The organism is Rhizobium anhuiense (assembly GCF_003985145.1).
Taxonomy (GTDB): Bacteria; Pseudomonadota; Alphaproteobacteria; order Rhizobiales; family Rhizobiaceae; genus Rhizobium; species Rhizobium anhuiense.
In genome coordinates this window covers 1-25061 of sequence record NZ_ML133533.1, presented here as the reverse complement: position 1 = coordinate 25061, position 25061 = coordinate 1, and the positions used below count along the sequence as shown (strand labels likewise).

At 62.1% G+C, this 25061-nt stretch carries 17 protein-coding genes and 1 pseudogene; 11 read left to right on the top strand and 7 right to left on the bottom strand.

Going from position 1 to position 25061, the window contains the following annotated elements:
- The first annotated feature begins 49 nt into the window (after positions 1-49).
- The 9 genes from EEQ99_RS25535 to EEQ99_RS25495 all read left to right on the top strand — a co-directional run bounded on the left by EEQ99_RS25535 (position 50) and on the right by EEQ99_RS25495 (position 10344).
- Positions 50-874 (top strand): SDR family NAD(P)-dependent oxidoreductase, encoded by an 825-nt coding sequence (locus EEQ99_RS25535; RefSeq protein WP_174824499.1) that lies wholly within the window; start codon positions 50-52, stop codon positions 872-874.
- A 102-nt stretch (positions 875-976) separates the two neighbouring features.
- Positions 977-1318, top strand: coding sequence for an ArsR/SmtB family transcription factor (locus EEQ99_RS25530; protein WP_028756030.1), 342 nt, complete (start codon positions 977-979; stop codon positions 1316-1318).
- Between the two features lie 70 nt (positions 1319-1388).
- A complete protein-coding gene (locus EEQ99_RS25525; RefSeq protein WP_028756029.1) occupies positions 1389-2282 on the top strand; it encodes a LysR family transcriptional regulator in 894 nt (297 codons plus the stop codon).
- Between the two features lie 134 nt (positions 2283-2416).
- Positions 2417-2896 carry a formate dehydrogenase subunit gamma gene (locus EEQ99_RS25520; RefSeq protein WP_028756028.1) on the top strand — a complete coding sequence of 160 codons (480 nt, stop codon included), beginning with the start codon at positions 2417-2419 and terminating at the stop codon, positions 2894-2896.
- Positions 2893-4449, top strand: a complete 1557-nt coding sequence (locus EEQ99_RS25515; protein WP_028756027.1) for a formate dehydrogenase beta subunit — start codon at positions 2893-2895, stop codon at positions 4447-4449. Before EEQ99_RS25520 ends, EEQ99_RS25515 begins: the two co-directional genes overlap by 4 nt.
- 57 nt (positions 4450-4506) lie before the next feature.
- Complete coding sequence (gene fdhF / locus EEQ99_RS25510; RefSeq protein WP_028756026.1) at positions 4507-7386, top strand: formate dehydrogenase subunit alpha; 2880 nt, start codon at positions 4507-4509, stop codon at positions 7384-7386.
- 37 nt (positions 7387-7423) lie between these two features.
- The gene (fdhD, locus tag EEQ99_RS25505) at positions 7424-8248 is read left to right on the top strand and encodes a formate dehydrogenase accessory sulfurtransferase FdhD (protein ID WP_028756025.1); all 825 of its coding nucleotides are present in this window, start codon (positions 7424-7426) and stop codon (positions 8246-8248) included.
- Positions 8238-8474, top strand: coding sequence for a formate dehydrogenase subunit delta (locus EEQ99_RS25500; RefSeq protein ID WP_028756024.1), 237 nt, complete (start codon positions 8238-8240; stop codon positions 8472-8474). The genes fdhD and EEQ99_RS25500 overlap by 11 nt, the downstream gene beginning before the upstream one ends.
- A 214-nt stretch (positions 8475-8688) precedes the next feature.
- Positions 8689-10344, top strand: a complete 1656-nt coding sequence (locus EEQ99_RS25495; protein WP_028756023.1) for an OFA family MFS transporter — start codon at positions 8689-8691, stop codon at positions 10342-10344.
- Positions 10345-10460: 116 nt separating this feature from the next.
- Here EEQ99_RS25495 and EEQ99_RS25490 read toward each other — a convergent pair whose 3' ends face one another.
- The 4 genes from EEQ99_RS25490 to rocF all read right to left on the bottom strand — a co-directional run bounded on the left by EEQ99_RS25490 (position 10461) and on the right by rocF (position 15404).
- Complete coding sequence (locus tag EEQ99_RS25490) at positions 10461-12230, bottom strand: methyl-accepting chemotaxis protein (protein WP_028756022.1); 1770 nt, start codon at positions 12228-12230, stop codon at positions 10461-10463.
- A 290-nt stretch (positions 12231-12520) separates the two neighbouring features.
- Complete coding sequence (locus tag EEQ99_RS25485) at positions 12521-12997, bottom strand: chemotaxis protein CheW (protein WP_011427049.1); 477 nt, start codon at positions 12995-12997, stop codon at positions 12521-12523.
- Between the two features lie 197 nt (positions 12998-13194).
- Positions 13195-14394 carry an ornithine--oxo-acid transaminase gene (gene rocD / locus EEQ99_RS25480; protein WP_028756021.1) on the bottom strand — a complete coding sequence of 400 codons (1200 nt, stop codon included), beginning with the start codon at positions 14392-14394 and terminating at the stop codon, positions 13195-13197.
- 74 nt (positions 14395-14468) lie between these two features.
- Complete coding sequence (gene rocF / locus EEQ99_RS25475) at positions 14469-15404, bottom strand: arginase (RefSeq protein WP_028756020.1); 936 nt, start codon at positions 15402-15404, stop codon at positions 14469-14471.
- Between the two features lie 123 nt (positions 15405-15527).
- On the opposite strand from rocF, the gene EEQ99_RS25470 reads away from it, so the two are divergent.
- Positions 15528-15965 carry an Lrp/AsnC family transcriptional regulator gene (locus tag EEQ99_RS25470; RefSeq protein ID WP_174824498.1) on the top strand — a complete coding sequence of 146 codons (438 nt, stop codon included), beginning with the start codon at positions 15528-15530 and terminating at the stop codon, positions 15963-15965.
- Between the two features lie 71 nt (positions 15966-16036).
- On the opposite strand, the gene EEQ99_RS25465 is transcribed toward EEQ99_RS25470, so the two are convergent.
- The 3 genes from EEQ99_RS25465 to EEQ99_RS25455 all read right to left on the bottom strand — a co-directional run bounded on the left by EEQ99_RS25465 (position 16037) and on the right by EEQ99_RS25455 (position 24560).
- The gene (locus EEQ99_RS25465) at positions 16037-22138 is read right to left on the bottom strand and encodes a translocation/assembly module TamB domain-containing protein (protein WP_127431333.1); all 6102 of its coding nucleotides are present in this window, start codon (positions 22136-22138) and stop codon (positions 16037-16039) included.
- A gap of 66 nt (positions 22139-22204) precedes the next feature.
- Positions 22205-24133 carry an autotransporter assembly complex protein TamA gene (locus tag EEQ99_RS25460; protein WP_174824497.1) on the bottom strand — a complete coding sequence of 643 codons (1929 nt, stop codon included), beginning with the start codon at positions 24131-24133 and terminating at the stop codon, positions 22205-22207.
- Positions 24134-24302: 169 nt separating this feature from the next.
- Positions 24303-24560: a YMGG-like glycine zipper-containing protein gene (locus EEQ99_RS25455; RefSeq protein ID WP_028756469.1), complete on the bottom strand. Its 258-nt coding sequence runs from the start codon at positions 24558-24560 to the stop codon at positions 24303-24305.
- Between the two features lie 326 nt (positions 24561-24886).
- Here EEQ99_RS25455 and EEQ99_RS25450 point away from each other — a divergent pair.
- Positions 24887-25061: pseudogene (locus EEQ99_RS25450) on the top strand (5-aminolevulinate synthase); the annotation flags it as partial.

Below are 25061 nucleotides of genomic sequence, written 5' to 3'. Positions count from 1 at the left end.
TCTCCCGGGAAAGATCGGTACCTGCCTTTCTTTCGGTCGGCGCGCTCATATGTTAAGGGCGAGTGACGCAACCGGCGGCACTGTCCGCGAGGAGGACGGCTTCGTGTTTCATCCCAGACTGTTCGAAAATCGCAATGTCGTCGTGACCGGCGCCGGCCGCGGCATCGGCCTCGAAGTGGCCCGGCAGTTCCTGGACTGCGGCGCAAAAGTGATCGTCCATACCGGGCGCAAGCCGGGACGCGAGCTGCCGGATTTCCTGCTGACGGCTGAATCCGAAAGACGGGCGCTGCTGCTGCACGCCGATTTCTCGGCGGCCGGTGGGGCGGCGCAATTTGCCGAAGACGTTCTCGCCTTCTTCGACAGGGTGCATGTGCTGGTGAACAATGCCGGCACCATGCTTGGCCGGTTTCCCGCGGCCACGCTCACCGACGCAGAATATGAGGCGATCGTGCGGCTCAACCAGACATCGGTGGTGGCGCTGACACGTGCACTGTTGCCGGCATTAAAGGCGGCTGAAGGCGCCGCTGTCGTCAACACGGTTTCGATTTCGGCGCTGACCGGCGGCAGCCCCGGTTCCTCGATCTATTCGGCCTCGAAAGCCTTCGTTGCGACCTATTCCAAGGCGCTTGCCCGTGAGCTCGCACCGGATGGAATCCGGGTCAATTGCGTGTCACCGGGAACGATCGAGACGGATTTCCATGAGCGCTATTCCTCCCGCGAAAAGCTGGAGCAGACAAGAAAATCCATCCCCCTGCAAAGGCTCGGCACGGCGGAGGATTGCGCTCCCGCCTATCTGTTCCTGGCGGCTCCCTCCCTCTCGGGCTACATCACCGGCCAGGTGATCGAGATCAATGGCGGTCAGCTTATCTGCTGATTTGCTTGGACCTTTTTTGGCATTTCGTCATTTTGGCCAATTCGCTTGTGCGAATATGCTATTGTACTGATCTACCTCATCGCCTCCCTTCCGAGATACCGCATGCCGTTGCCCAAACCCAAGCCGGGGATGACCGGCCAGGAATTGCACACACTCGCTGCAAAAGCCCATGAAGCGAGCGACCTGCTGAAAGCGCTGGCGCACCAGACCCGACTTCTCATCCTCTGCATATTGGCGAATGAGGAGCGGACGGTCAGTGAAATCGAACATATTCTGGGCATACAGCAGGCAATGGTCTCGCAGCAGCTGGCGCGCTTGAGGCTCGAAGGCCTGGTCAATACGCGCCGTCAGGGCAGGCTGGTCTATTACAGCATCGGCAATGTCAGCGTGCTCGCCTTCCTCGAATCGCTGTTCGAGCTTTTTCCGATTGCAGAAAACTGTTAGCGACCGCCCTTGCGGAGCACGGCTGCTATGTCGAAGATAGGTCCGGACGCGAAATGGCGCGGGAGGCCGGATGATCGACAAGCTGGAATTTTTCATCGCGCTTGCCAATGAAAAGCATTTCGGCCGCGCCGCGGAGGAGTGCGGCATCTCGCAGCCAACGCTTTCGGCGGCCATCCGGCAGCTCGAGGATCAACTCGGCGTCATGCTGGTACAGCGCGGTTCAAGGTTCCAGGGGCTAACGCCGGAGGGGCAGCGCGTGCTCGAATGGGCCCGGCGCATCGTCGGCGACGCCCGCACCATGCGCGAGGAGATGCGTGCCGCACGCCGCGGCCTTTCCGGCCATATTCGTCTTGCCGCCATTCCGACCGCGCTCGCCATGCTTTCGCGCATCACCACGCCCTTCCAGGAACGGCATCCCGGCGTGACCTTCTCGATCGTCTCGCGCAATTCGCTGCAGGTGCTGAGCATGCTCGAGAATCTCGAAATCGATGCCGGCATCACCTATCTCGAAAACGAGCCGCTCGGCCGCGTCACGACCGTTCCCCTCTATGCCGAGCGTTATCATCTGATCACGGCAGCCGGCAGCCCACTGTCGGATCGCGACAACGTGACCTGGCGAGAGGTCGGCGATCTTCGGCTTTGTCTATTGACCGCCGACATGCAGAACCGCCGCATCATCAACCGGCACTTGACGGAAGCCGGCGCCACCGTGCATCCGACACTCGAATCCAACTCGATGATCGTGCTGTTCTCGCATGTCAGGACCGGACGCTGGGCCAGCATCATGCCGCGCAACGTCGCCAAATCCTTTGGATTTCCAGTGGAAATCCGCATGATCCCGATCGTCGAGCCGGAGGCGCATCATCTGGTCGGCCTCGTTGCCCCTTATCGCGAGCCTTTCACGCCGCTTGTCTCGGCCCTGCTGCACGAGGCGAGAGTGCTCGTACAAGACGAGGAACTCTGATAGAAAAAAACTATCGTGCAACGTGATAGCTTTATTGATCGCCGGCTGCTTCCCTGAGATGCTGCTTGCGGAATGGCACTCGGCCGGGGGAGCCTGCCATTCCGCAACGAGCGAGCCGCCGGGAGGGCTGCCTTATGACCATTCATATCGCCGAAGGCGATATTGCAGCGCGCACACGTGCCATCGTCGCCGATCTTCGCTTTCTCGAAGGGCCGCTGCTTCCCATTCTGCACGAGGTCCAGCAAGAATTCGGCTATGTGCCGCAGGAGGCCATGCCCGTCATCGCGGAGGAACTGAACCTCTCCCGCGCCGAGGTGCATGGCGTGGTGACCTTCTATCACGATTATCGCGACCATCCCGCCGGCCGGCATGTGCTGAAGCTCTGTCGCGCCGAAGCCTGTCAGTCGATGGGCGGCGATGGCTTGGCTGAGCGCGTCAAGACGCTGCTCGGTATCGATTTTCATCAGACGACGCTCGATGGCGGCGTGACGCTGGAGCCGGTCTACTGTCTCGGGCTCTGCGCCTGCGCGCCGGCGGCGATGCTCGACGGCGAGGTCTATGGCCGGATCGACGATCAGATGGCGGCGGAACTCGTTGCGGAGGCACGCCGATGACGGTCAGGATATATGTTCCGCGCGATGCCGCAGCGCTGGCGCTCGGGGCCGAAAAGGTGGCAAAGGCGATTGCCCAGGAGATCGCCGCCCGCGGCCTCGATGCCGAGATCGTGCGCAACGGCTCGCGCGGAATGTTCTGGCTGGAGCCGCTAGTTGAGGTCGAGCTTGACGGCAAGCGCATCGGCTACGGCCCGGTAAAGGCCGGGGATGTGGCTGTTCTGTTCGATGCCGGGATGATGAACGGCGGCGAGCATCGGCTCTGTCTCGGGGAGGTTGAAGACCTCCCGTTCCTCAAGGAACAAACCCGCCTGACCTTTGCCCGCTGCGGCATTACCGATCCGCTTTCGCTTGCGGATTACGAGGCGCATGGCGGCCTTGCCGGTCTTCGACGCGCCGTTTCGATGACATCAGCCGATATCGTCAAGGAAGTCACCGATTCCGGCCTGCGTGGACGCGGCGGTGCCGGTTTTCCCACCGGCATCAAGTGGAAGACCGTTCTCGATGCTGCCGGCGACCGCAAATATATCGTCTGCAATGCCGATGAGGGCGACAGCGGCACCTTTGCCGACCGGATGATCATGGAGGGCGATCCCTTCGTGCTGATCGAGGGCATGGCGATATCAGGGCTCGCCACCGGCGCGACCAAGGGCTTCGTCTATACGCGTTCGGAATATCCGCACGCGATCGCGGTAATGACCGAAGCCGTCGGCATCGCCCGGCAGGCCGGCATTCTCGGATCATCGGTGCTCGGCTCCGGCCGTGCCTTCGATATCGAGGTGCGCACCGGCGCCGGCGCCTATGTCTGCGGCGAGGAGACGGCCCTGCTCAACAGTCTCGAAGGCAAGCGCGGCATCGTGCGTGCCAAGCCGCCGCTGCCGGCGCATAAGGGGCTGTTTAACTGTCCGACCGTCATCAACAACGTGATCTCTCTGGCTTCGGTGCCGGTCATCCTGGAAAAGGGTGCCGCCTTCTACCGCGATTTCGGCATGGGCCGTTCACGCGGCACCATCCCGCTGCAGGTTGCCGGCAATGTCAGATATGGTGGTCTCTTTGAGACGGCCTTCGGCCTTTCGCTCGGAGATATCGTCGACAGGATCGGCGGCGGGACGGCGACGGGACGGCCGGTCAAGGCCGTGCAGGTCGGCGGGCCGCTCGGTGCCTATTTCCCGCGGGCGCTGTTCGACACGCCTTTCGATTACGAAGCCTTCGCCGCCAGGGACGGGCTCATCGGCCATGCCGGCATCGTCGTCTTCGACGACACGGCCGACATGCTGAAGCAGGCGCGTTTCGCCATGGAATTCTGCGCCGTCGAAAGCTGCGGTAAGTGCACGCCCTGCCGCATCGGCTCGACACGCGGCGTGGAGACGGCCGACAAGATCGCTCAGGGCATCGAGCCGGAGAAGAACCGGGTGCTGCTTGCCGATCTCTGCAACACGATGAAGTTCGGCTCGCTCTGCGCGCTGGGCGGTTTCACGCCTTATCCGGTGATGAGCGCCATGACGCATTTCCCGAAGGATTTTTCGCCGGCACCTCTGGTGGAGGCGGCGGAATGACGAATTGTTCATGGAACGCCTGCGCTGACCTCACCATCTCAAGCAAGGAGACCGACCATGTCTCTCATCCATGAAATCGACTACGGCACTCCGGCTTCGACATCAGAGACCATGGTGACGCTCACCATTGATGGACAGCGGATCAGCGTGCCGGAGGGCACCTCCATCATGCGCGCCTCGATGGAGGCCGGCATCAAGGTGCCGAAGCTCTGCGCCACCGATATGGTCGATGCTTTCGGCTCCTGCCGGCTCTGCCTCGTCGAGATCGAGGGCCGCAACGGCACGCCCTCCTCATGCACGACGCCGGTGGCGGCAAACATGGTGGTGCACACGCAGACGGGGCGGCTGAAGGATATTCGCCGCGGCGTGATGGAACTCTATATTTCCGACCATCCGCTCGACTGTCTCACCTGCGCGGCCAACGGCGATTGCGAATTGCAGGACATGGCGGGCGCCGTCGGCCTGCGCGACGTGCGCTACGGCTACGAGGGCGATAATCACGTCAAGGCGCGCAACAACGGCGGCATCAATCTGAAATGGATGCCGAAAGACGAGTCCAATCCCTATTTCACCTATGACCCCTCCAAATGCATCGTCTGTTCGCGCTGTGTGCGCGCCTGCGAGGAAGTGCAGGGCACCTTCGCGCTGACGATCGAAGGACGCGGTTTCGGTTCGCGCGTTTCCCCCGGCATGCACGAGCATTTCATCGAATCCGAATGCGTCTCCTGCGGCGCCTGCGTCCAGGCCTGCCCGACGGCGACGCTGACGGAGAAGTCGGTGATAGAGATCGGCCAGCCGGAACATTCGGCGGTCACCACCTGCGCCTATTGCGGCGTCGGCTGTTCCTTCAAGGCGGAGATGCGCGGTGAGGAACTGGTGCGCATGGTGCCGTGGAAAGACGGCCAGGCCAATCGCGGCCATTCCTGCGTCAAGGGACGTTTCGCTTACGGCTATTCCACCCATAAGGACCGCATCCTCAACCCGATGATCCGCGAAAAGGTCAGCGATCCCTGGCGGGAGGTGAGCTGGGACGAGGCCTTCGCGCATGTGGCGCTGGAGTTCCGCCGCATCCAGTATCAATACGGCCGCGAGGCGATCGGCGGCATCACCTCCTCACGCTGCACCAATGAGGAAACCTATCTGGTGCAGAAGCTGATCCGCGCCGGTTTCGGCAACAACAATGTCGATACCTGCGCCCGCGTCTGCCATTCGCCGACCGGCTACGGTCTCGGCCAGACATTCGGCACGTCGGCAGGCACGCAGAATTTCGACAGTGTCGAGCATTCGGATGTCGTCGTCGTCATCGGCGCCAATCCGACGGACGGGCATCCTGTGTTCGGCTCACGGTTGAAGAAGCGGCTGCGCAAGGGCGCCAAACTCATTGTCATCGATCCGCGCCGCACCGATATCGTCCGGTCGCCGCATGTCGAGGCCTCCTATCACCTGCCGCTGAAGCCCGGCACCAATGTCGCAGTCATGACGGCGCTGGCTCATGTGATCGTCACCGAAGGACTCTATGACGAGAGCTTCATCCGCGAGCGCTGCGACTGGTCGGAGTTTGAGGACTGGGCTGCCTTCGTTGCCGAACCGCACCACAGTCCCGAAGAGACCGAGATCTTCACCGGAGTGCCGGCGGCGGATCTGCGTGGTGCGGCAAGGCTCTATGCCAAGGGCGGCAACGGCGCGATCTATTATGGCCTCGGCGTCACCGAACACAGCCAGGGTTCGACCACGGTCATTGCGATCGCCAACCTGGCGATGGCGACCGGCAATATCGGCCGCCCTGGTGTCGGCGTGAACCCGTTGCGCGGCCAGAACAACGTGCAGGGCTCCTGCGACATGGGCTCCTTCCCGCACGAATTGCCGGGCTACCGGCACATTTCCGACGATGCGACGCGCGATATCTTCGAAAAACTCTGGGGCGTGAAGCTCAACAACGAGCCCGGCCTGCGCATTCCGAACATGCTGGATGCGGCAGTCGACGGTTCCTTCAAGGGCATCTATATCCAGGGCGAGGACATTCTCCAGTCCGATCCCGATACCAAACACGTCGCCGCCGGGCTTGCGGCGATGGAATGCGTCGTCGTCCAGGATCTGTTCCTCAACGAGACCGCCAATTACGCCCATGTCTTCCTGCCGGGCTCGACCTTCCTCGAAAAGGACGGCACCTTCACCAATGCGGAGCGGCGTATCAACCGCGTGCGCAAGGTCATGTCGCCGCGCAACGGCTATGGCGACTGGGAAGTGACTCAGAAGCTTGCCCAGGCGATGGGGCTCGACTGGAATTACACCCATCCATCGGAAATCATGGACGAGATCGCCGCGACGACGCCGAGTTTCGCAATGGTCTCCTACGACTATCTCGATAAAATGGGCTCGGTGCAGTGGCCCTGCAACGAAAAGAATCCGCTCGGCTCGCCGATCATGCATGTCAACGGCTTCGTGCGCGGCAAGGGCAAGTTCATCCGCACCGAATATGTGGCGACCGACGAGCGCACCGGCCCGCGCTTCCCGCTGCTCCTGACGACCGGCCGCATCCTAAGCCAGTACAATGTCGGGGCGCAGACGCGGCGGACCGAGAATGTCGTCTGGCATGCGGAAGACCGGCTGGAAATCCATCCGCACGATGCCGAGCAGCGCGGCGTTCGCGACGGCGACTGGGTGAAGCTCGGCAGCCGCTCCGGCGACACGACGCTCCGGGCGTTGATCACCGATCGCGTCGCGCCCGGTGTGGTCTATACGACCTTCCATCATCCCAATACGCAGGTGAACGTCATCACCACCGATTTCTCCGACTGGGCGACCAACTGCCCGGAATACAAGGTGACGGCGGTGCAGGTCTCGCCTTCCAACGGGCCAAGTGAATGGCAGCTCGAATATGACGAGCAGGCGCGGCAATCGCGCCGCATCGCCGGCAATCTCGAGGCAGCGGAGTGACGATGCGGGGGTGGCCCTGTCAGGAGGAACGCGCGTCATGACCTTCACCGTCACTGCCCGTGCTCTCGAAACCGCCCGCCGCAACGGCATCGTGCAGACCGGTTCGCGCATCGTCCCGGAAGAAGTGCCGATCGCCTTTTCCTATGGCGGCAGTTCGCATGCGGTGATGATGGCAACGCCGGCGGATCTCGAGGATTTCGCCGTCGGGTTCAGCCTGACCGAGGGGATCATTGCCGGGCCGGCGGAGATATCGGCCATCGAAGTCGTCGAGGGTGAGCAGGGCATCGATGTGCAGGTAAGCCTTGTCGATGACGTCGCCGATCTGCTGCGGGCACGCCGCCGCAGCATGGCGGGGCCGGTCGGTTGCGGGCTCTGCGGCATCGAATCGATCGAACAGGCAGTGCGGCCGGTGCCTGATGTCTCGCCATCACTGCTGGCGCTGTCGCATGCGGATATCGTCCGCGCCGTTTCGCTTCTGAACGAGGCACAGCCGCTGCATCGTGAGACGCGGGCGGTGCATGGCGCCGGCTTTTATCGTCAAGGCGGGGGACTGATTGCCGTGCGCGAAGATGTCGGCCGGCACAATGCACTGGACAAGCTCTGCGGCGCCGTCATCCGCGCCGGCGAAAAAGGCGGGGACGGCGCGGTCGTCGTCACCAGCCGGCTTTCTGTCGAAATGGTGCAGAAGGCGGCGATCCTCGGCAGCCCGGTGCTCATCGCCATTTCGGCGCCGACGGCTCTGGCCATCCGCACGGCCGAAGCGGCCGGCATGACGCTCGTCGCGCTGGTGCGCGGCGAGGATTTCGAGATTTTCACCCACCCGCACCGTATCTCGCCTGGAAGCATTGCCGATGTCGCATGATACCAAGACCAAGCTCGTCTATATGGCAAATCAAATCGCTACCTTCTTCAAGAGCCAGCCGGAAAGCGAAGCCGCGCAGGGGGTCGCCACCCATATCAATAAATTCTGGGATCCGCGCATGCGGCGGCAATTGTTCGAAATTCTGGAGAATGAGGAGAACGGCCTGGATGCGCTGGTGCTGCAGGCCGCGCCTCTGATCCGAAAGCCGGAGCCTGCGACACACTAAAGCGCGTTCCTCGCGCTTTAGGTCTTTATTTCAAACCTTTTGTTTTTACGCAATTTCGGACGGAAAACCGTTTCCCACTTTTCCTGGAATTGCTCTCGGTCCGATTAGCCAGGATCGGTCCATGCGGGAGGGAAGGCAGGAGCAACCTGCCTGCGCATGTGCCGGTGATAACAAGTCTGAATCAAGCCAGGTCTGAATCAAGGAGGAGTTGTTCATGACTGCAGCCGAAACACGTACAGACGGGGTGGCGGGCTCGGGCCTGCTCGATCGTGAAAGGATCGTTGCACGGCCTGGGTTCAATCGGTGGCTGGTGCCGCCGGCAGCACTCGCCATCCACCTCTGCATCGGCATGGCCTATGGTTTCAGCGTGTTCTGGCTGCCACTTTCCAAGTCGCTCGGGATCACCGCCTCGACGGCCTGCCCGGATCTGACACTCGCCTCGGCGCTGTTCACCACCACCTGCGACTGGCGTGTTGCCGACCTCGGCTGGATCTATACGCTATTCTTCGTCCTCCTTGGCTCGTCCGCCGCCATCTGGGGCGGCTGGCTCGAGCGCGCCGGCCCGCGCAAGGCGGGCGTCGTTTCCGCCTGCTGCTGGTGCGGCGGTATCATTCTTGCCGCTATCGGCGTCATCACCCATCAGCTCTGGATGATGTGGCTTGGCGCCGGCGTCATCGGCGGCATCGGTCTCGGTCTCGGCTACATCTCGCCGGTCTCGACGCTGATCAAATGGTTTCCCGACCGGCGCGGCATGGCGACCGGCATGGCGATCATGGGCTTCGGCGGTGGCGCGATGATCGGCGCGCCGCTTGCCAACCTGCTGATGAATGCCTTCAAGACCGACAGTTCGGTCGGTGTCTGGCAAACCTTCATCGTCATGGCGGCGATTTATTTCGTCTTCATGATGGGCGGCGCCTTCGGCTATCGCATCCCGCCGGCCGGGTGGCGTCCTGACGGCTGGACGCCGCCTGCGGCCAAGAGCACGATGATCACCACCAAACATGTGCACCTGCGCGATGCCCACAAGACCAAACAGTTCTGGCTGATCTGGGCCGTGCTCTGCCTCAACGTTTCGGCCGGTATCGGTGTTCTCGGCATGGCTTCGCCGATGCTGCAGGAAATCTTCGCCGGCTCGCTGATCGGCCTGCCGGATGTCGGTTTCGCCCAGCTGGACGCCGGCCAGAAGGCATCGATCGCCACGATCGCCGCCGGTTTTGCCGGCCTGCTGTCGCTCTTCAATATCGGCGGACGGTTCTTCTGGGCGTCGCTGTCCGACAAGATCGGCCGCAAGAATACCTATTATTGCTTCTTCATCCTCGGCATTGTGCTCTATGCACTGGCGCCGACCTTTGCGGGCATGGGCAACAAGGCGCTGTTCGTTCTCGCCTTCGGCATCATCTTGTCGATGTATGGCGGCGGCTTCGCGACGATCCCTGCCTATCTCGCCGATATTTTCGGTACGCAGTTCGTCGGCGCCATCCACGGCCGGCTGCTGACGGCCTGGGCAACGGCCGGCATCGTCGGTCCCGTCGTCGTCAACTATATCCGCGAAGCGCAGATCGCCGCCGGCGTGGCACCCGGTCCAACCCTCTATACCGGCACCATGTATATCCTCGCCGGCATGCTGGCGCTCGGCCTCATCGCCAATTCGCTGATCAGGCCGCTTTCGGACAAATGGTTCATGTCGGACGACGAGGTTGCTGCGCTGCAGGCGAAGTCTGCGGCGGTCAATGCCGGCCCGACCGGTTCCTTTGGCATCGGCACAGGCGGGTTGGACGCCAAGGCGATGCTTGCCTGGGCCGTCGTCGGCATTCCGCTGCTCTGGGGTGTCTGGGTGACACTGAGGGCGACGTTCGCGCTGTTCGGATGAGCCGTCACGGCGCGTCGCACGGGCTTCATGCGACGCGCTTCATCTTCGTCTACCGCCTCAGTCTGATCAGAGTGCCGCCTGGTGGCGGCACGATAGGATGGCTGCGGCGGCTGGGATCAGAATTCTTCCCAGCTCTGGGCGGTCGCAGCGGCGCCGTGCGCCTTTGCGACGCGTGAAATAAGGTGCAGCGCCGGTGAACCCGCTTGCCTCGCCTCATGTCTCACCTCCGGCCGGCCGGCGGCCTGGGTCTGGCCCGGCAGACGGAATCGTGTCAGCAGGACGCGCAGCGTTTCGGCTTCCTTGGCAAGGCTATGGCTGGCGGCGGTGCTCTCTTCGACCATGGCGGCATTCTGCTGCGTTGCCTGATCGAGCGTATTGACCGCGTGGTTGATTTCCTTGAGGCCGGTTGCCTGCTCCCTGGAGGCCTCGACGATGGCGACGACGTTGCCGTCGATATCGCCGACCTGTGCGACGATCTCCTCCAGCGCCTTGCCTGTCTGGCCGACGAGGCCGACGCCGTTCCTGACATGCTCGCCCGACGTGTTGATCAGCGCCTTGATCTCCTTGGCGGCTTTGGCGGAGCGCTGAGCGAGCTCCCGGACTTCCTGGGCCACCACGGCGAAGCCCTTGCCGGCTTCGCCGGCGCGGGCCGCCTCGACGCCGGCATTCAATGCCAGGAGGTTGGTCTGGAAGGCTATCTCGTCGATGACGCCGATGATGTTGGTGATCTCGTGCGAGGACTGTTCGATCTGGCCCATGGCGGCAACGGCATTGCGGACCACGGTGCCGGATTGCTCGGCGCCCTGTTTGGTCATGGCGACGAGGCGGCCGGCCTCATCGGCGCGGCGGCTGGAATCGTTGACCGTGGTGGTGATTTCCTCCAGCGCGGCGGCGGTTTCTTCGATCGATGCGGCTTGCTGTTCCGTCCGTTTGGAGAAGGAATCGGCCGATGCGCCGATCTCGCGTGAGCCGATGGCGATCGCACCGGCATTCTCGCCGATTGTCTTCATCGTCTCGGCAAGGACTTTGATCGTCGTGTTGAAATCGTGGCGCAATTGCTCCATCGAGGGGACGAAGGGCGTGTCGACCGTCCTTGTCAGATCACCTTCGGATAGGTGACGCAGCGCGCCGCCGAGCGAAGAAATCGCGCTCATGCGTTGGGTGACGTCGGTGGCGAACTTCACCACCTTGTAGACCTTGCCGTCGGCATCGACGATCGGGTTATAAGCTGCCTGGATCCAGATTTCGCGACCGCCCTTGCCGAAACGGACGAATTCGTTGGCGATGAATTCGCCATTGGCCAGACGCCGCCAGAAGCTTTTGTAATCCTCTGTGCCGACATAGGCCGGATCGCAGAATATGCTGTGATGCTTGCCGCTGATCTCGGCCAGGGAATAGCCCATGGCGTTGCAGAAATTCTCGTTCGCGGTCAGGATCTCGCCCATCGGGCTGAATTCGATCACCGCCTGCGAACGCGAGATCGCCTGCAGCTTGCCGGAATCCTCGACCGCCTGCTTCTTGGCGGCAGTGATGTCGGCTGCAAATTTCACCACCTTGAATGGCTTTCCGCCCTTGAAAACAGGATTGTAGGAAGCCTGGATCCATATCTCGCGGTTGCCCTTGGCAAGACGCTTGTAGGCGCCGGCATCATATTCGCCGCGCCCGAGCCGCGCCCAGAAGGCGCGATAGTCAGGAGTTGCCGTATAGGCCGGCTCGCAGAACATGCTGTGATGCTTGCCGACGATCTCGCTCAGGCGATAACCAAGCGCATTGCAGAAATTCTCGTTCGCCGTGAGGATATTTCCATTGAGATCGAATTCGATGATCGCCTGCGATTTGGAAATGGCATTGAGAATATATTTCGAGTCGGAAGATAGACCAAACATCCTTGCCCCTCTGAAATGCGCGTTCTGCTGCTTCGGCTGATAAGACGAAGCGTGTCGGACGAAGAATGCCGGTGATGGAATGACAGCCGTATCGTCTGTCATTCCTCCGAGATTTGCGGAAAACGTATCATCCTTGTGTGTCGTATGATGATAGGACGTGGTTAATATCTCGTATAAAAGAAATAACTAATATTGAGCCGTGCGGAAGAGCCTTGCGGTACATAATAAAAAAACCGCCCGGATAGGCGGTTTTTCAAATGCGAATTGTCTAGAACGAATGCCTAGGCCGATCAGGCCGCCAGATCATCGGTCTCGTTTTCCTTGAACATCTTGGAGAGGTTCAGGAAGCAGATCATGCCATTTTCTGAAGCGATGATGCCTTCGCAATAGGCGCGGTCGAAGGAGGCGGTCACCTCAGGCACCGGCTGGACCTGGCTGGACGAGATGGTGAGAATGTCCGAGACGCGGTCGACGAGCATGCCGATGACCATGCTGTGAACTTCGGCGACGACAATGGCGCTGCGCTCGTTGGCGACGGTGCTCTTCATGCCGAGCTTGTAGGCAAGATCGATGATCGGGATCACCGAGCCGCGCAGGTTCATGACGCCGATGACATCGGCCGGGGCGTGCGGGATCGGCGTCGACGGCGCCCAGCCGCGGATTTCGCGGATGGTCGTGGTCTTGACGCAGAATTCCTGATCATGCAGGCGGAAGGCAATGATCTCGAGCGTATCGCCGCTGAAGCTAGTGGAATTGATCGTGGCCATTAGAATTCTTCCCAACTGTCGTAAGCCAAAGCAGAAGCGGGTGCGCCACCATTGGCGCTGACGAGCCTTGCCTTCACACCACGCGATGGCTTTGCGCTCGGCGAAGCATCGTTACGGTTACGACGACATTAGCGAAAGAGTGTTGCCCAAATCTAAATCGGGAGGGGGGTTGCGAAGGTTTTCAGCCCCGATTTACCTCAGCCTATGGTCTTTTCGATCTGCGAGACTGCCCAATCCACCTGCTCCCTTGTTATGACCAATGGCGGAGCGAGACGAATCGTATGGTCGTGGGTATCCTTGGCGAGCAGGCCGCGCTCCTTCAGCGCATGGCAATATTGCCTCGCGCCGCCGGCTTCGGGTTCCAGTTCGATGGCCATCATCAGACCGCGGCCGCGCACGTCCCTGACGATGTTCGAGCGGATCGACCTGAGGCCATCGAGGAAATAATCGCCCATGACCGCAGCGTTCTCGATCATGCCCTCTTCCGTCAGCACCTTCAGTGCGGTGCGTGCCACCGCGCAGGCGAGCGGATTGCCGCCGAAGGTCGAGCCGTGCTGGCCGGGCTTCAGCACGCCGAGGACTTCGGAATTCGAAAGCACTGCTGACACGGGGTAGAAGCCGCCGGAGAGCGCCTTGCCGATCAGCGTCACGTCGGCCTCGATGCCTTCGTGTTCCTCAGCCAGCAGCTTGCCGGTGCGGCCGAGGCCGGTCTGGATCTCGTCGAGAATGAGGGTGACGTTGTTATCAGTGCAGAGTTCACGAATGCGGGTGAAATAACCCGCCGGCGGGATGATGACGCCGGCTTCCCCCTGGATCGGCTCGATCAGGGCGGCCACCGTATTGGCATTGATTGCCGCGGCAAAAGCCTCGGCATCGCCGAAGGGAATGGTGCGGAAGCCCGGCGTGTAGGGGCCGAAGCCGATGCGGGCATCGGGATCTGTGGAGAAGCTGATGATGCTCAGCGTCCGGCCGTGGAAATTATCGGCGCAGACGATGATCTCCGCCTTGCCCTCCGGCACGCCCTTGACCTCGTATCCCCATTTGCGCACCGCCTTGATGGCGGTCTCCACGGCTTCGGCGCCGGAATTCATCGGCAGGATCTTGTGTGAGCCGGTGAGAGCGGCGAGTTCTTCGTAGAGATAGGCGAGCTGGTCGTTGCGGAAGGCGCGGGAGGTGAGCGTCAGTCTGCCCGCCTGCTCGACCATGGCGGCAAGGATCTTCGGATGACAATGGCCCTGGTTGACGGCGGAATAGGCCGAGAGGCAATCGAGATAACGGTTGCCGTCGGTATCCCAGACATAAACGCCTTCGCCACGCGTCAATACCACGTCGAGCGGCTTGTAATTGTTGGCGCCGAGCCGCTGTTCGGTGGCGATCAGTTTTTCCGAAGTGGTCATGGCCGTTCTCCCTTAGTCTTTGGTTTCCGCATGTCGTGATCGCAAAACTGCTGCACAGTTTTGCGCGACATGCTCTATGCCGCACGTGTCGGACGATCGAAGATGCGGCGGCCGAAGAGGCTTGCCGTCAGCTCCACCAGGATGCGGGCGCTCTTGCCGCGATCGTCGAGAAACGGATTGAGTTCGACGAGATCGAGCGACGAGACGAGGCCGCTATCCGAAAGCATTTCCATCACCAGATGCGCCTCGCGAAAGGTCGCGCCGCCCGGGACCGTCGTGCCGACGCCAGGGGCAATCTCGGGATCGAGGAAATCGAGGTCGAGGCTGACATGCAGCAGGCCGTTCGCCTTGGTCACGACGTCCAGGATCTCACGCATGATGGCGCCGATGCCCTGCTCGTCGATCGCGCGCATGTCGAAGACGTTGACGCCATGTTCGTGGATTTCTTCGCGCTCACGCGCATCGACCGAACGAATGCCGACCTGGAAGACATTCTTCGGATCGACGAACGGACGGTCCTTCGGCAGGATCTCGGCGAATTCGGCCTCGCCGCAGAAGAAGGCGACGGGCATGCCGTGAATATTGCCGGAGGGCGAGGTGGCCGGAGAATTGAAGTCGGCATGGGCATCGAGCCAGAGGACGAAGAGCGGGCGGCCCTTGCTGGCGGCATAACGGGCCATGCCGGAGACGCTGCCCATGGAAAGGCTGTGGTCGCCGCCGAGAATGAGCGGGAAACGGCCGGCGGCGGCGACGTCATGGACGCTGCTTTCGAGCGCGCGGGTGAAGGCGCCGACGATCCTCAGATTGTGGGCTTTCGGATGGTTCGGCAGATCCATCGCCGGCACGATCCTGAGATCGCCGATATCGGCGACGTCATGGCCAAGCTCGATCAACGTCTGATCGACGCCGGCAATGCGCAAGGCGGCAGGCCCCATGGCAGCGCCTCTGCGGCCGGAGCCTTCTTCCAGCGGCGCGCCGATGAGGGTGACGGATCGCGATTGGGCATTCATGTCTGGGGCTCCGTGTTCAGGCCTGTTTCGACCGATAGTGAGATAAAGGGCTGACGGCAAAAAGATGGAAAATTGTCAGAAATGGATTATGATTGCGCAGAATGATAAACCTATTTTGACAAAGTGATCAGCGTGGATGATCTCGACACCGAACTTCTCAGTGCCCTTCGCCACAATGCCCGGATTTCCGTCTCCTCGCTTGCAGCGATGACGGGTGCATCGCGGGCAACGGTCGCTGCCCGGATCGACCGGCTGGTCGCCAGCGGCACCATCGTCGGCTTCACCATCCGCACCGGTCACGAGACGCGGTCCGCCGGCGTGCGCGCCATCGTCATGATCGAGGTGCTCGGCAAGCTCGCCGACAGGGTGGCCGATCAGCTGCGGGGCCTGCCACAGGTGCGCGCACTTCACAGCACCAACGGCAAATGGGATTTCGTCGCCGAACTCGAGGATCGGGATCTTCCCTCCTTCGACGAGACGCTGCGCCGCATCCGACTGATCAACGGCATCAATTCGACCGAGACCAACATTCTTCTCAAGACGAGCAAGACCGGTTTCTAAGGTGGCTTAGAGCTCGTGCATGCCGTCATTCCAAAACTGCCGCGCAGCAGCTTCAGGCGAGATGCGATGCATCAGTATTCCCGTTCATAGACGATGCCAGCTTCGCCTTCACCATTGCCGCCTGCTCCGCCGCGCAGCTTGACGCCGCGGCCGACATCGAGGTTGATCACCGCCTTGGCGCCGGCCGAACCACCCTGCTGCAATTCGAAATAGGTGCGGTCGTTGAGATAGCGGCCGACGCTGACGCTCGTCTGGCCCTTGGAATCGGTGCTGACGTCAAAGTCGTCAACGCCGAGTTGGTTGCGCAGGCCTTCGAAAAGCGAGGTGGAGCGGTTGCCGGCCAACTGGCTGACGGCGTCGGCGAGCTGGGCGATCTGCACGGGTGAGAGCTTCGACATCGACTGGCCGAAAATCAGCTGCGCGAGGACCTCGTCCTGCGGCAGCTGGGGCGAGGAAGAAAAGGTGATGGCGGGGTCGGTGGCGAGGCCGGCGACGTCGACGGTCAGCGTCGTGGTACCGGAGGTCGAGGTCGCTTCCATCTCGAGCGCCGGCGTCAGGTCGCCGGCAAAGGTGATCCGGCTCTTGTCGGAGAAATCCAGGCGGCGGTTGAGAATGGTCAGGCGGCCGCGGCGCATGGTGAAACCGCCGGTGACGACCGGTGCCGCCGCCGTCCCGCGAATGGTCACGCGGCCGCCGAGCTCGGCATCGATGCCGCGGCCGCGCACGAAGATATGCGATGGCGCGTCGATTTCGAGATCCAGTGTCATCACGGAGGATTTCTCGCCGGGTTTGCGCTCGCCGTCATCACGCAGCTGCGCCAGCACCGCCCGCGGCGCGTTCTTATGCCGGATGTCGATTTCTCTGAGCGAGGTCGGCAATTTTTCCGGGACGGTGATCGAGGTCTTGTCCAGCCGAAGCTTGCCGCTCAGCGTCGCGTTTGCAATCGGCCCGCGTAGGCCGAGCGTGCCATTGACGGTCGAGACGACAAGGGTTCCATCGACATAGACCGCCTTATCGAGCTTAATCGAAATGTCGGCGGGAAAGCCGCCGGCCGGCTGGATGCCGATCGTGCCGCTGGCCGAAATCGTGCCGCCGCTGCCAAGGCTGCCGTTGAGGCGCGATATCACGGCCTGGCTGCCATTGAAGGTCACCGTTGCCGCAAGGTTGTTGACGGCCAGATTGCGCCGGACGTCGACGAGCTTTGCGCCATTGGTCGAGACAGTGCCGTTGATGACGGGTGCTGCGGCCGTTCCGCCGATCTGGAGATTGACGGTGGCGACGCCGTCAGCGACGAGACCCTGCTGCGCAAGCGGGGCGCCGAGCACGGCGAAAGGAAGATTGCCGTTGAAGCGCATGTCGATGGGGCGATTGCCTGTGATCGCAACACTGCCGCCGCCCTTCAGCGACATGCCGGCGTCACCTGCAAGGCTGGTCTCGACCGTCAGCTTGTTTCCGGCAAGTTTGCCGGATGCGTCGATGTTGAAGGGCGAAAGGCCGGCGCCCTTTGTCTGGCTCGTCGCTGCGTTCTTCCAGTCGACCTTGAAGTCGACGGAGGGCGAAGACAACGCACCGGTGGCCTTGACGGTCGCCGAGACCGCGCCCTCGGCTGCAAGGCCGGGAACAAAGCCGTTGGCGATGCCAGCCGGCAGATTGCTGGTGTTTGCCGTGACGTCGAGCGAGCGGATCGATGTGCCTTCGATGGCGAGATTGCCGGTGGCTTTCAGCGCAATGCCGCCGCTGCCGGTGAGGGCGGCATTGAAATCCAGCCTGTCACCGGCGTATTTTCCCGTCGCCGCCAGCGCAAGGCGGGAAATGCCGGCAGCCTTGGTGTGGCTGGTCGCGGCATCTTTCCACTCGAGCTTGAAATCGACGATCGGATTTGTCGGCGTTCCCGACGTCACGGCATTTGCCGAGAGCGTGCCTTCGGCACCAAGATCGGGAACGAAGGCATTTGCGATACTTGCCGGCAGCGCCGGGATATCGGCATTGATCGAAAGGTCCCTGATGGCCGTTCCCGCGATGGTGACGCCGCCCTTTGCCTTGGCCAGCACGCCGTCCTTGCCGGCGAGGTTGGCGTCGAAATCGACCCGGTCATTGGCGAATTTGCCGGATGCCGCAGCACTCAGTCCCGACAGGCCGCTGCTCCTGGTTTGGGCGGTGGCGGCATTCTTCCAGTCGAGCTTGAAATCGACGGCCGGTTTCGGCAGTGCTCCGGAGGCGGATGCCGTTCCCGAGACCGTGCCTTCGGCGGCTAGACCGGGGACGAAGCCGTTGGCGAGACCTGCAGGCAGGTTGGCAAGATCGGCCTTGACGTCGATGTTACGAACTGATGTGCCCGATATCGCGATATTGCCGGCGGCCTTGAGCGAGAGGCCGTCCTTGCCGGCGAGATTGGCATCGAAATCGAGGCGATCGTCGGCGAAGCGTCCGGATGTGGACAGCGCGAGGCCAGAGAGATGAGCGCTTCGGGTCTGACTGGTCGCAGCATCCGTCCAGTCGAGCTTGAAGTCGGCCTTCGGTGCGGCGGGTGTCCCGGCGGCGGACACAGTGCCGGAGATCGTTCCGCCGGCGGCCAGATCGGGAACGAAGGCATTTGCGAGACTGGCCGGAAGCTTGGCGACCTCGGCATCGACCTTGATGCTGTCGATCGCCGTACCGGCGAGTGCGACATTACCCATGGCCGTCAGTGAGAGGCCTTGATCGCCGCGGGCTGCCGCGTTGAAATCCAGCTTGTTTTCGGCAAATTTTCCCGACGCGGTCACGCCGAGCGCTGCAAGGCCGGCACGTTTCGTGTGGCTCGTCGCCGCGTCTTTCCAGTTGAGATCGAAATCGGCACTCGGGGCGGAAAGCGGGCCGCTGGCCGAGACCTTTCCCGAGATCGCCCCTTCGGCGGCGAGATCGGGGACGAAACCGTTTGCGATATTCGCCGGGACATTCGTCAGCGTGGCGTCGACTTTGACGTTGCCGATCGTCGTGCCGGCGATGGCGACATTGCCTGATGTTTTCAGCGAGAGGCTGTTGGCGCCTGATATCGCCGTGTCGAAATCGAGCTTGCTGTCGGCGTATTTTCCGGATGCCTTGACGGTCAGATCCGCAAGGCCGGCGCGCTTCGTCTGGCTCGTCGCAGCACTTTTCCAATCGAGATCGACATTGGCGGTTGGAGCAGCGAGGGAGCCCGACGCCGTCAATTTTCCTGTGATCGTGCCTTCGGCGGCGAGATCGGGAACGAAACCATTGGCGATGCGGGCAGGCAGGTTGAGGATATCGGCGTCGACCTCAAGCACCGGTGCCTTCGGGTCGGCGAGCGAGACATTGCCGGCGGCCTTGAACGAGAGGCCGTCACCACTGCCGACCGTCGTGTCGAAATCGAGCTTGTTGTCGGCGAATTTGCCGCCGGCGGCAATACCGAGCGGCGCCAGGCCAGCGCCCTTGGTCTGGCCCGTCGTCGCATCCTTCCAGTCGAGCTTGAAGTCGGCGACGGGTGCTGCCGGCGTTCCCGTCACGGCAATCCTTCCGGAGATCGTGCCGCCGGCTGAGAGATTGGGCACGAAACCGTTGGCGAGCGCTGCCGGCAGTTGGTGGATGTCGGCATCGAGCTTCAGCGTTTCGCCGGCGGAGCCGGTGACGGTGACCGAGCCGGTTCCGGTCTTCAACGTCAGTCCGTTCAGGCTGGCGGCCCCGCTGGCGATTGTAACCTGCGTTGGTGCGGCAAGCTCGATCGGGATATTGCGGGGGCTTGCCGAGAACCGATCGAGGTTCAGGTGCATCGTGCCGCCCGCCGCCTCGATATTGCCGGTCGCCAGTACGGGATTGCCGTCATAGGCGGTATTGAGATCGAAATCTGTATGGTCTTGTTGCTTGGTGAACCCAAGCGAAAGGCCGGCAAGCTTATTCGTTCCGGCACTCACCTCCTCGGCCTTGACCGTACCGCTTGCGGCCAGGGCGCTGAGATCGCTGACCGTGACATCGATATCCGGCTTGACGATCGCAAGCGTATCACGGCGGATCGAGCCGCCTGTTGCGAGCAGCTTGAGCGCGATCCTGCCGCCATCGCTGCTGACGCCGAGCGAGCCTTTAAGGTCGCCTTCGGCCCTTTGCCCGCCGAGTGCGGCGAGCAGGCCGAGATTGGGGAAATCGAAGGTCAGGGCGCCTGTCGGCTCCAGCGCGGGCGAGAATTCCACATTGCCGGTCAACCGGTTGCCGCCGATATCGGCGGTCAGTGCCGGAATACTCGTCTTGCCGTCCTTCGAACTGATGTCGCCGTTGATGCCGATCGGCTGGCCGTCGATCGTGCCGGTGGCGGCGATCTTGCCTTGCGGCGCCTTGGGATCGGCGAGGCCCGACAGGTCGATATTGAGGTTGCCGAGCTTGCGGTCGGCCATGTCAAGGCTGGTGGCCTTGAGATTGGCCGTCACCGAGACTGCCGGGAGCTCACCTCCTATTCTCAACGCATAACCCACCCCGCCGCTGGCGCCGGGGATGAGCTTGCCGACGTCAGGCAGCCGGCCGGAGAGATCGGCATTCAACATCTGGCCATCAAGCGCGACGTTGCCGGCCGCTTCCAGCGTTCCGGACTTGAGAACGAGATTGGACAGCGCGAATTTCGACGGGATGGTGCCGACCACCTGGCTTTCGAGCGAGATCGGTCCGTCGAACCTGGCTGTTGCCGCAGCCGGCAGGGCCGCCGGTTCGACGGTGAGCTTGAGGTTGCCGGTCAGCGCCTGGTCTGCCAGCCGATAGGAGCCGTTGAGGCTGCCGTTGATATTGGCGCTTTCGACGGTGGTGCCGTTGAAGCCGATGCCGGAGGGCGTGATCTGCAGCGGCGAGGCGATCGTGACCGGTCCTTGGACAGCGCGATTGAGGTTCGGCTCGGCAAAGCTCATGTCACCGGCAACGAGGCGCAGCTGGATGCTGCCAGAACGCGCGGCGAGATTGAAGGCGTCGCTCTTGGCTGTCAGTTTGACGTTGCCGATATCGGCCTGGGGCAGGGTTGCGGTGTCGAGCGAGCCGCTGACGTTGAGCCGGGCCGCCTGCGCATCGCCTGTCAGCGCCAGGTTGAGACCTGATATCAGGAAGCGCGCTTCGCCTTCGGCGAGCGGCCAGCGGAAATCGACAGGCCCCGAGGTGCCGAGCAGATTGGCGTTCAGGCTGTTGTTGCCGGCCGGATCGAGGGTGCCCGAGGCAGCGATGACGACGCTGCCGGTGGCGATATTGCCGGTCTGGATATCGATCTTGCCGTGGTTGTCGAAGGTGGTGGCAAGATCAATATTGGTCTGGCCGGCAAAAAGCGGCCGGAATGCCGATGGCAGCAGCGAGCTCAGGTCGCCGCCGCCCTTGAGGTCGAGGTGATGCAGTCCGTCTGCCGAGATCTGATGCCGGGCCTCGATTGCGGCGCGTTGCTGCCCGTCGAGGGCGGCCTGCACTTTGCCTTTCCAATCGGATATCGGCCCCTGGCCGTCGAGATCGATGTTGACCGCCGGGCTGTCCGGCAGGCCGAGAAAGCCCGCCAGCAGCCCGCCCTTCGGTTCGGAAAGCTGTGCCTTTAGCCGCAGCCGGTTTTCGGCCGGCGCATAGGCGATGTCGGCGGCAAGCCGCGCATCGGGGACCGCGTGACGGCTGACATTGACGATAGCCTCGCCGCCATCGCCGTTCGCCGAAAGGCTGCCTTCGGCGGCGAGCGCAAAGGCACGCCCGGCAATGGGTGCGGCGAGTTTGATATTGGGCAGTGCGACGCGGTCGATATCGATCTTGATCGGCAGGCTGAATCCGCCGGAGGCTTCAGTTCGGGGCCGCGAGGGCAGGGTGCGCACCGGCTTGCGCAGCACGTCGATCGCTTCGATCTCGAAGCGTTTGGCGTGGAAGGTTCCGGTCAGCAGCGCCAGCGGATTCCAGTCGATTGCGATGCCATGAATTTCCGCAAAGACGCCCCGGGTGTCGGAGAGGGAGATCTCGGCAGCGCGAAGCCCGCCGGTCAGAAGACCTTGCGGTTCACGCACTTCGATCGTCATGTCGCGGTTGGAAAGCGTCGAGGCTATCCTTTCGGTGACGATGCGGGCGCCAAAACTGGTGAAGCCGAAGATCGCAAGGGCTGCGACAGCGAGAATCAAAGTGGCGCCCAGCGCATAGCCGGTGAGCCGCAGGATCCAGTTGACGATTTTTGCCAGCGTTTGCATCGGCGCGGACACTACCCCGTTTTCATGACGGCTCGCAGATCGGAAAACACGAGCGGATCGGCAATTCTAGAAGGATTGGCCGATGCCGGCGTAGATTCCGTAATCTGTGCCATCTTCGTACTTGTTCAGCGGCATGGCAAAATCAAGCCGCAGCGGGCCGAAAGGCGTTGCATATCGTATTCCGGCGCCGGCGCCGGCGCGGATATCGGAAAAACCCGGAAAGGTGCTGTCCGATACAGTACCGACATCGATGAAGGGCACGATGCCGATCGTATCGGTGATCTTGATGCGGGCCTCCAGCGAACCGGTCACATAGGAGCGGCCGCCGGTGGCATCGCCATTGTCGTTATAGGGCGAGATTTCCTGATAGCTGTATCCACGGACCGAGCCGCCGCCGCCGGCAAAGAAGCGCTGCGTGGCGGGAATGTCGCCGATGCTGTCGCCGCCGATCAGGACGCCGGCGGCTACCTTGCCGGCCAGCACCAAGCCGTCGTCCTGGCCGAACGGCAGATAACCGGAGATCGAGCCTTGGAATGCCGCATAGGGCGTGGCGTTGAAGATTTCGTAGCCGGGCTTTGCCGAGAAGGTCGCGCGATAGCCCTCCGTCGGGTTGAACTTGTCGTCGCGTGCGTCGCGATCATATTGGATCGGCAGGGTGAAGGTCAGATAGTCGTTCTCGCCGAATGCGTCGTCGTCGCGCTCCCAGCTGAGCTCGCCGCTCGCCGAGACACTGTCCTGGTCGGTCAACTCGTAGGACAGGCCGAGCGAGGCGGTGACGAGCGTCGCATTATAGGCATCCGGATTTTCGGTCTTGGCGACGATGCCGGCCTTCAGGGTGGCGGCGGGGAAGAAGGCGCCGGGTTTGGTGAAGAGGATGCCGGCGGAATAGTCGAGGCTGCCCACATCCGTCGTTTCGCCAAGCCGAGAGACCGCTCCCTCGATCCTCAGCGTTTCGGCTTCGCCGAACAGGTTGCGGTGGCCCCAATAGCCTTGAATGCCGAAGCCGTCGGTGGTGGAATATTGCGCGCCGACGCCGAAATAGCGCCTCTTGCCTTCGGAAACCTCGATCGTCATCGGCAGGGTGCCATCCGGCGCCAGCGCATCTCCTTCGTGGATGGTGACGCTCGAAAAGACGCCGAGGGCGCGAAGGCGCTCGCCGGCTTTCTTCAACGCTTCCGGGGAATAGGCTTCGCCCTTGTTCAGCCGGGAATAACGCTGGATGAAAGCTGGCTTGACGGTCTTCTCGCCGGTGACGCCGACATCGCCGATCGGGGCGACCGGACCACCTTCGGCGGCAAGGACGATATCGACGGTATCGCTTTTGTGGTCGGCGACCACCTTGCGTTCGGTCAGTTTGGCGAAGGGACGGCCTTCGCTCTTCAACTGTTCGACGATCTTGTCGCCGGCTCTGATGATGGCGAGCGAGCCGGCCTCGGCGCCCGGGGCGAGATCGTAATCGGCGGGATTATGGTTTGCGGCATCGCCGCCGAACTGGACCTCCCTGACCTTGAAAACCGGGCCGGGAGCAATGTCGACGGTGACGGGGATCGGCCCGGACCGGTCGAATGTCGGATTGGGCGGCAGGTCGTCGATGTTTCTGCCGTCGATGGTGATCGTTACCAGGCCGCCATAGCGGGCCTTTTCATACAAGGTGGCGATCAGCCGCTCACGGTCGTCGCGCGCCTTGACGACGATGCCGAGATCGCCGGACACCGGCAGTTTCTGGTCACTGAGGAGGCGGGAACTGTTTTCCAGCGCTTCTTTCAGGTCGGGATCGACGGTATCGGCTCTGAGGTCGACGTGGTAGCGCACCGGATCGGGCACCTGTTCACCTTCGTCTTCTTCCTTGCCGAAAATGGTGATGCCGAAAAGCTTGAAGGCATAAGCGTCGCCGATCAGGACCGGTGAGAACGCAGCTGCCGCTGCGACCACCATCATGGTGCCTGTTCGCCGATACGCAGTACCTGTTTTCGGGCCTGTCCCTCTGATCCGCATCCGCCGCTTTTGGTTATGCCTACAATGAAGCTTCGTTGCCCAGCCGTGAACAGCTTAGCGGCAAAATCGCGCGGCGTGTACCATTTTAAATTGCCAACGCGCTAATTTAGCACAAAAAATCCCGGACATGTGTCCGGGATTTTCCGAATTTGACGCTTTCCAAGCGCTCTCAGCGCGGGCAGCTATCGATGTAGCGGCGGCCGTAACGGTCGCGATAGTAGCACTGGCCGGGCTGTTCGGCGACACTGCCGATCAGGGCGCCGGACACGCCGCCGATGGCGGCGCCGACTGCCGCACCACGGACATCGCCGGTGACGACGCCGCCGATCACGGCACCGGATGCAGCGCCGATGCCGGCGCCCTGCTGTGTCGGTGTGCAGCTTGCGATCGACAGGCCGATCAATGCGAGTATGACAGCTTTCTTCATCTTTTCTCTCCGAGGTTGTTGCCCAACGGGCAAAGGCCGTCCCTTCTATTTTTTCGTCACGCTAGACCGAAAACTATGTCGGAAGAAAGGGTTGTCCATCCGATGTGCTGATTTTTTTGCGATGCGGCCGTCGTCACCTTTCGCATGGTTGGCAAACTTCGCTGCATTCTGCCGCATCAATTCCATTGATCTCGGCTCGCATATTTTTTATCTGGAATCATTCAAAAATCTGGGCCTTTTGCCGCAGTTGATGTTAAAGCAAAGGGTAAGCATTGACGCGCGGACGTCCGGTCATCAAGAACGTCCGCGTGATACTGGAGCATATGATGGATTTCGAAGCGTTTTTCAAAAACGAGCTGGACGGGCTTCATGCTGAGGGCCGTTACCGCGTTTTTGCCGATCTCGAACGTCACCGCGGCAATTTCCCGCGCGCGACGCGCCATACGGCCGATGGCCAAAAGGAAGTCACGGTCTGGTGCTCCAACGACTATCTCGGCATGG

Excerpts from the sequence above, each read along its gene's own strand:
- fdhF (WP_028756026.1), top strand. The coding sequence starts at position 4,507 with ATGTCTCTCATCCATGAAATCGACTACGGCACTCCGGCTTCGACATCA.
- EEQ99_RS25495 (WP_028756023.1), top strand. The coding sequence starts at position 8,689 with ATGACTGCAGCCGAAACACGTACAGACGGGGTGGCGGGCTCGGGCCTG.
- EEQ99_RS25525 (WP_028756029.1), top strand. The coding sequence starts at position 1,389 with ATGATCGACAAGCTGGAATTTTTCATCGCGCTTGCCAATGAAAAGCAT.
- fdhD (WP_028756025.1), top strand. The coding sequence starts at position 7,424 with ATGACCTTCACCGTCACTGCCCGTGCTCTCGAAACCGCCCGCCGCAAC.
- rocD (WP_028756021.1), bottom strand. The coding sequence starts at position 14,394 with ATGACCACTTCGGAAAAACTGATCGCCACCGAACAGCGGCTCGGCGCC.
- EEQ99_RS25485 (WP_011427049.1), bottom strand. The coding sequence starts at position 12,997 with ATGGCCACGATCAATTCCACTAGCTTCAGCGGCGATACGCTCGAGATC.
- EEQ99_RS25530 (WP_028756030.1), top strand. The coding sequence starts at position 977 with ATGCCGTTGCCCAAACCCAAGCCGGGGATGACCGGCCAGGAATTGCAC.
- EEQ99_RS25490 (WP_028756022.1), bottom strand. The coding sequence starts at position 12,230 with ATGTTTGGTCTATCTTCCGACTCGAAATATATTCTCAATGCCATTTCC.
- EEQ99_RS25535 (WP_174824499.1), top strand. The coding sequence starts at position 50 with ATGTTAAGGGCGAGTGACGCAACCGGCGGCACTGTCCGCGAGGAGGAC.
- EEQ99_RS25500 (WP_028756024.1), top strand. The coding sequence starts at position 8,238 with ATGTCGCATGATACCAAGACCAAGCTCGTCTATATGGCAAATCAAATC.
- EEQ99_RS25460 (WP_174824497.1), bottom strand. The coding sequence starts at position 24,133 with ATGCGGATCAGAGGGACAGGCCCGAAAACAGGTACTGCGTATCGGCGA.
- rocF (WP_028756020.1), bottom strand. The coding sequence starts at position 15,404 with ATGAATGCCCAATCGCGATCCGTCACCCTCATCGGCGCGCCGCTGGAA.
- EEQ99_RS25515 (WP_028756027.1), top strand. The coding sequence starts at position 2,893 with ATGACGGTCAGGATATATGTTCCGCGCGATGCCGCAGCGCTGGCGCTC.
- EEQ99_RS25520 (WP_028756028.1), top strand. The coding sequence starts at position 2,417 with ATGACCATTCATATCGCCGAAGGCGATATTGCAGCGCGCACACGTGCC.
- EEQ99_RS25465 (WP_127431333.1), bottom strand. The coding sequence starts at position 22,138 with ATGCAAACGCTGGCAAAAATCGTCAACTGGATCCTGCGGCTCACCGGC.
- EEQ99_RS25455 (WP_028756469.1), bottom strand. The coding sequence starts at position 24,560 with ATGAAGAAAGCTGTCATACTCGCATTGATCGGCCTGTCGATCGCAAGC.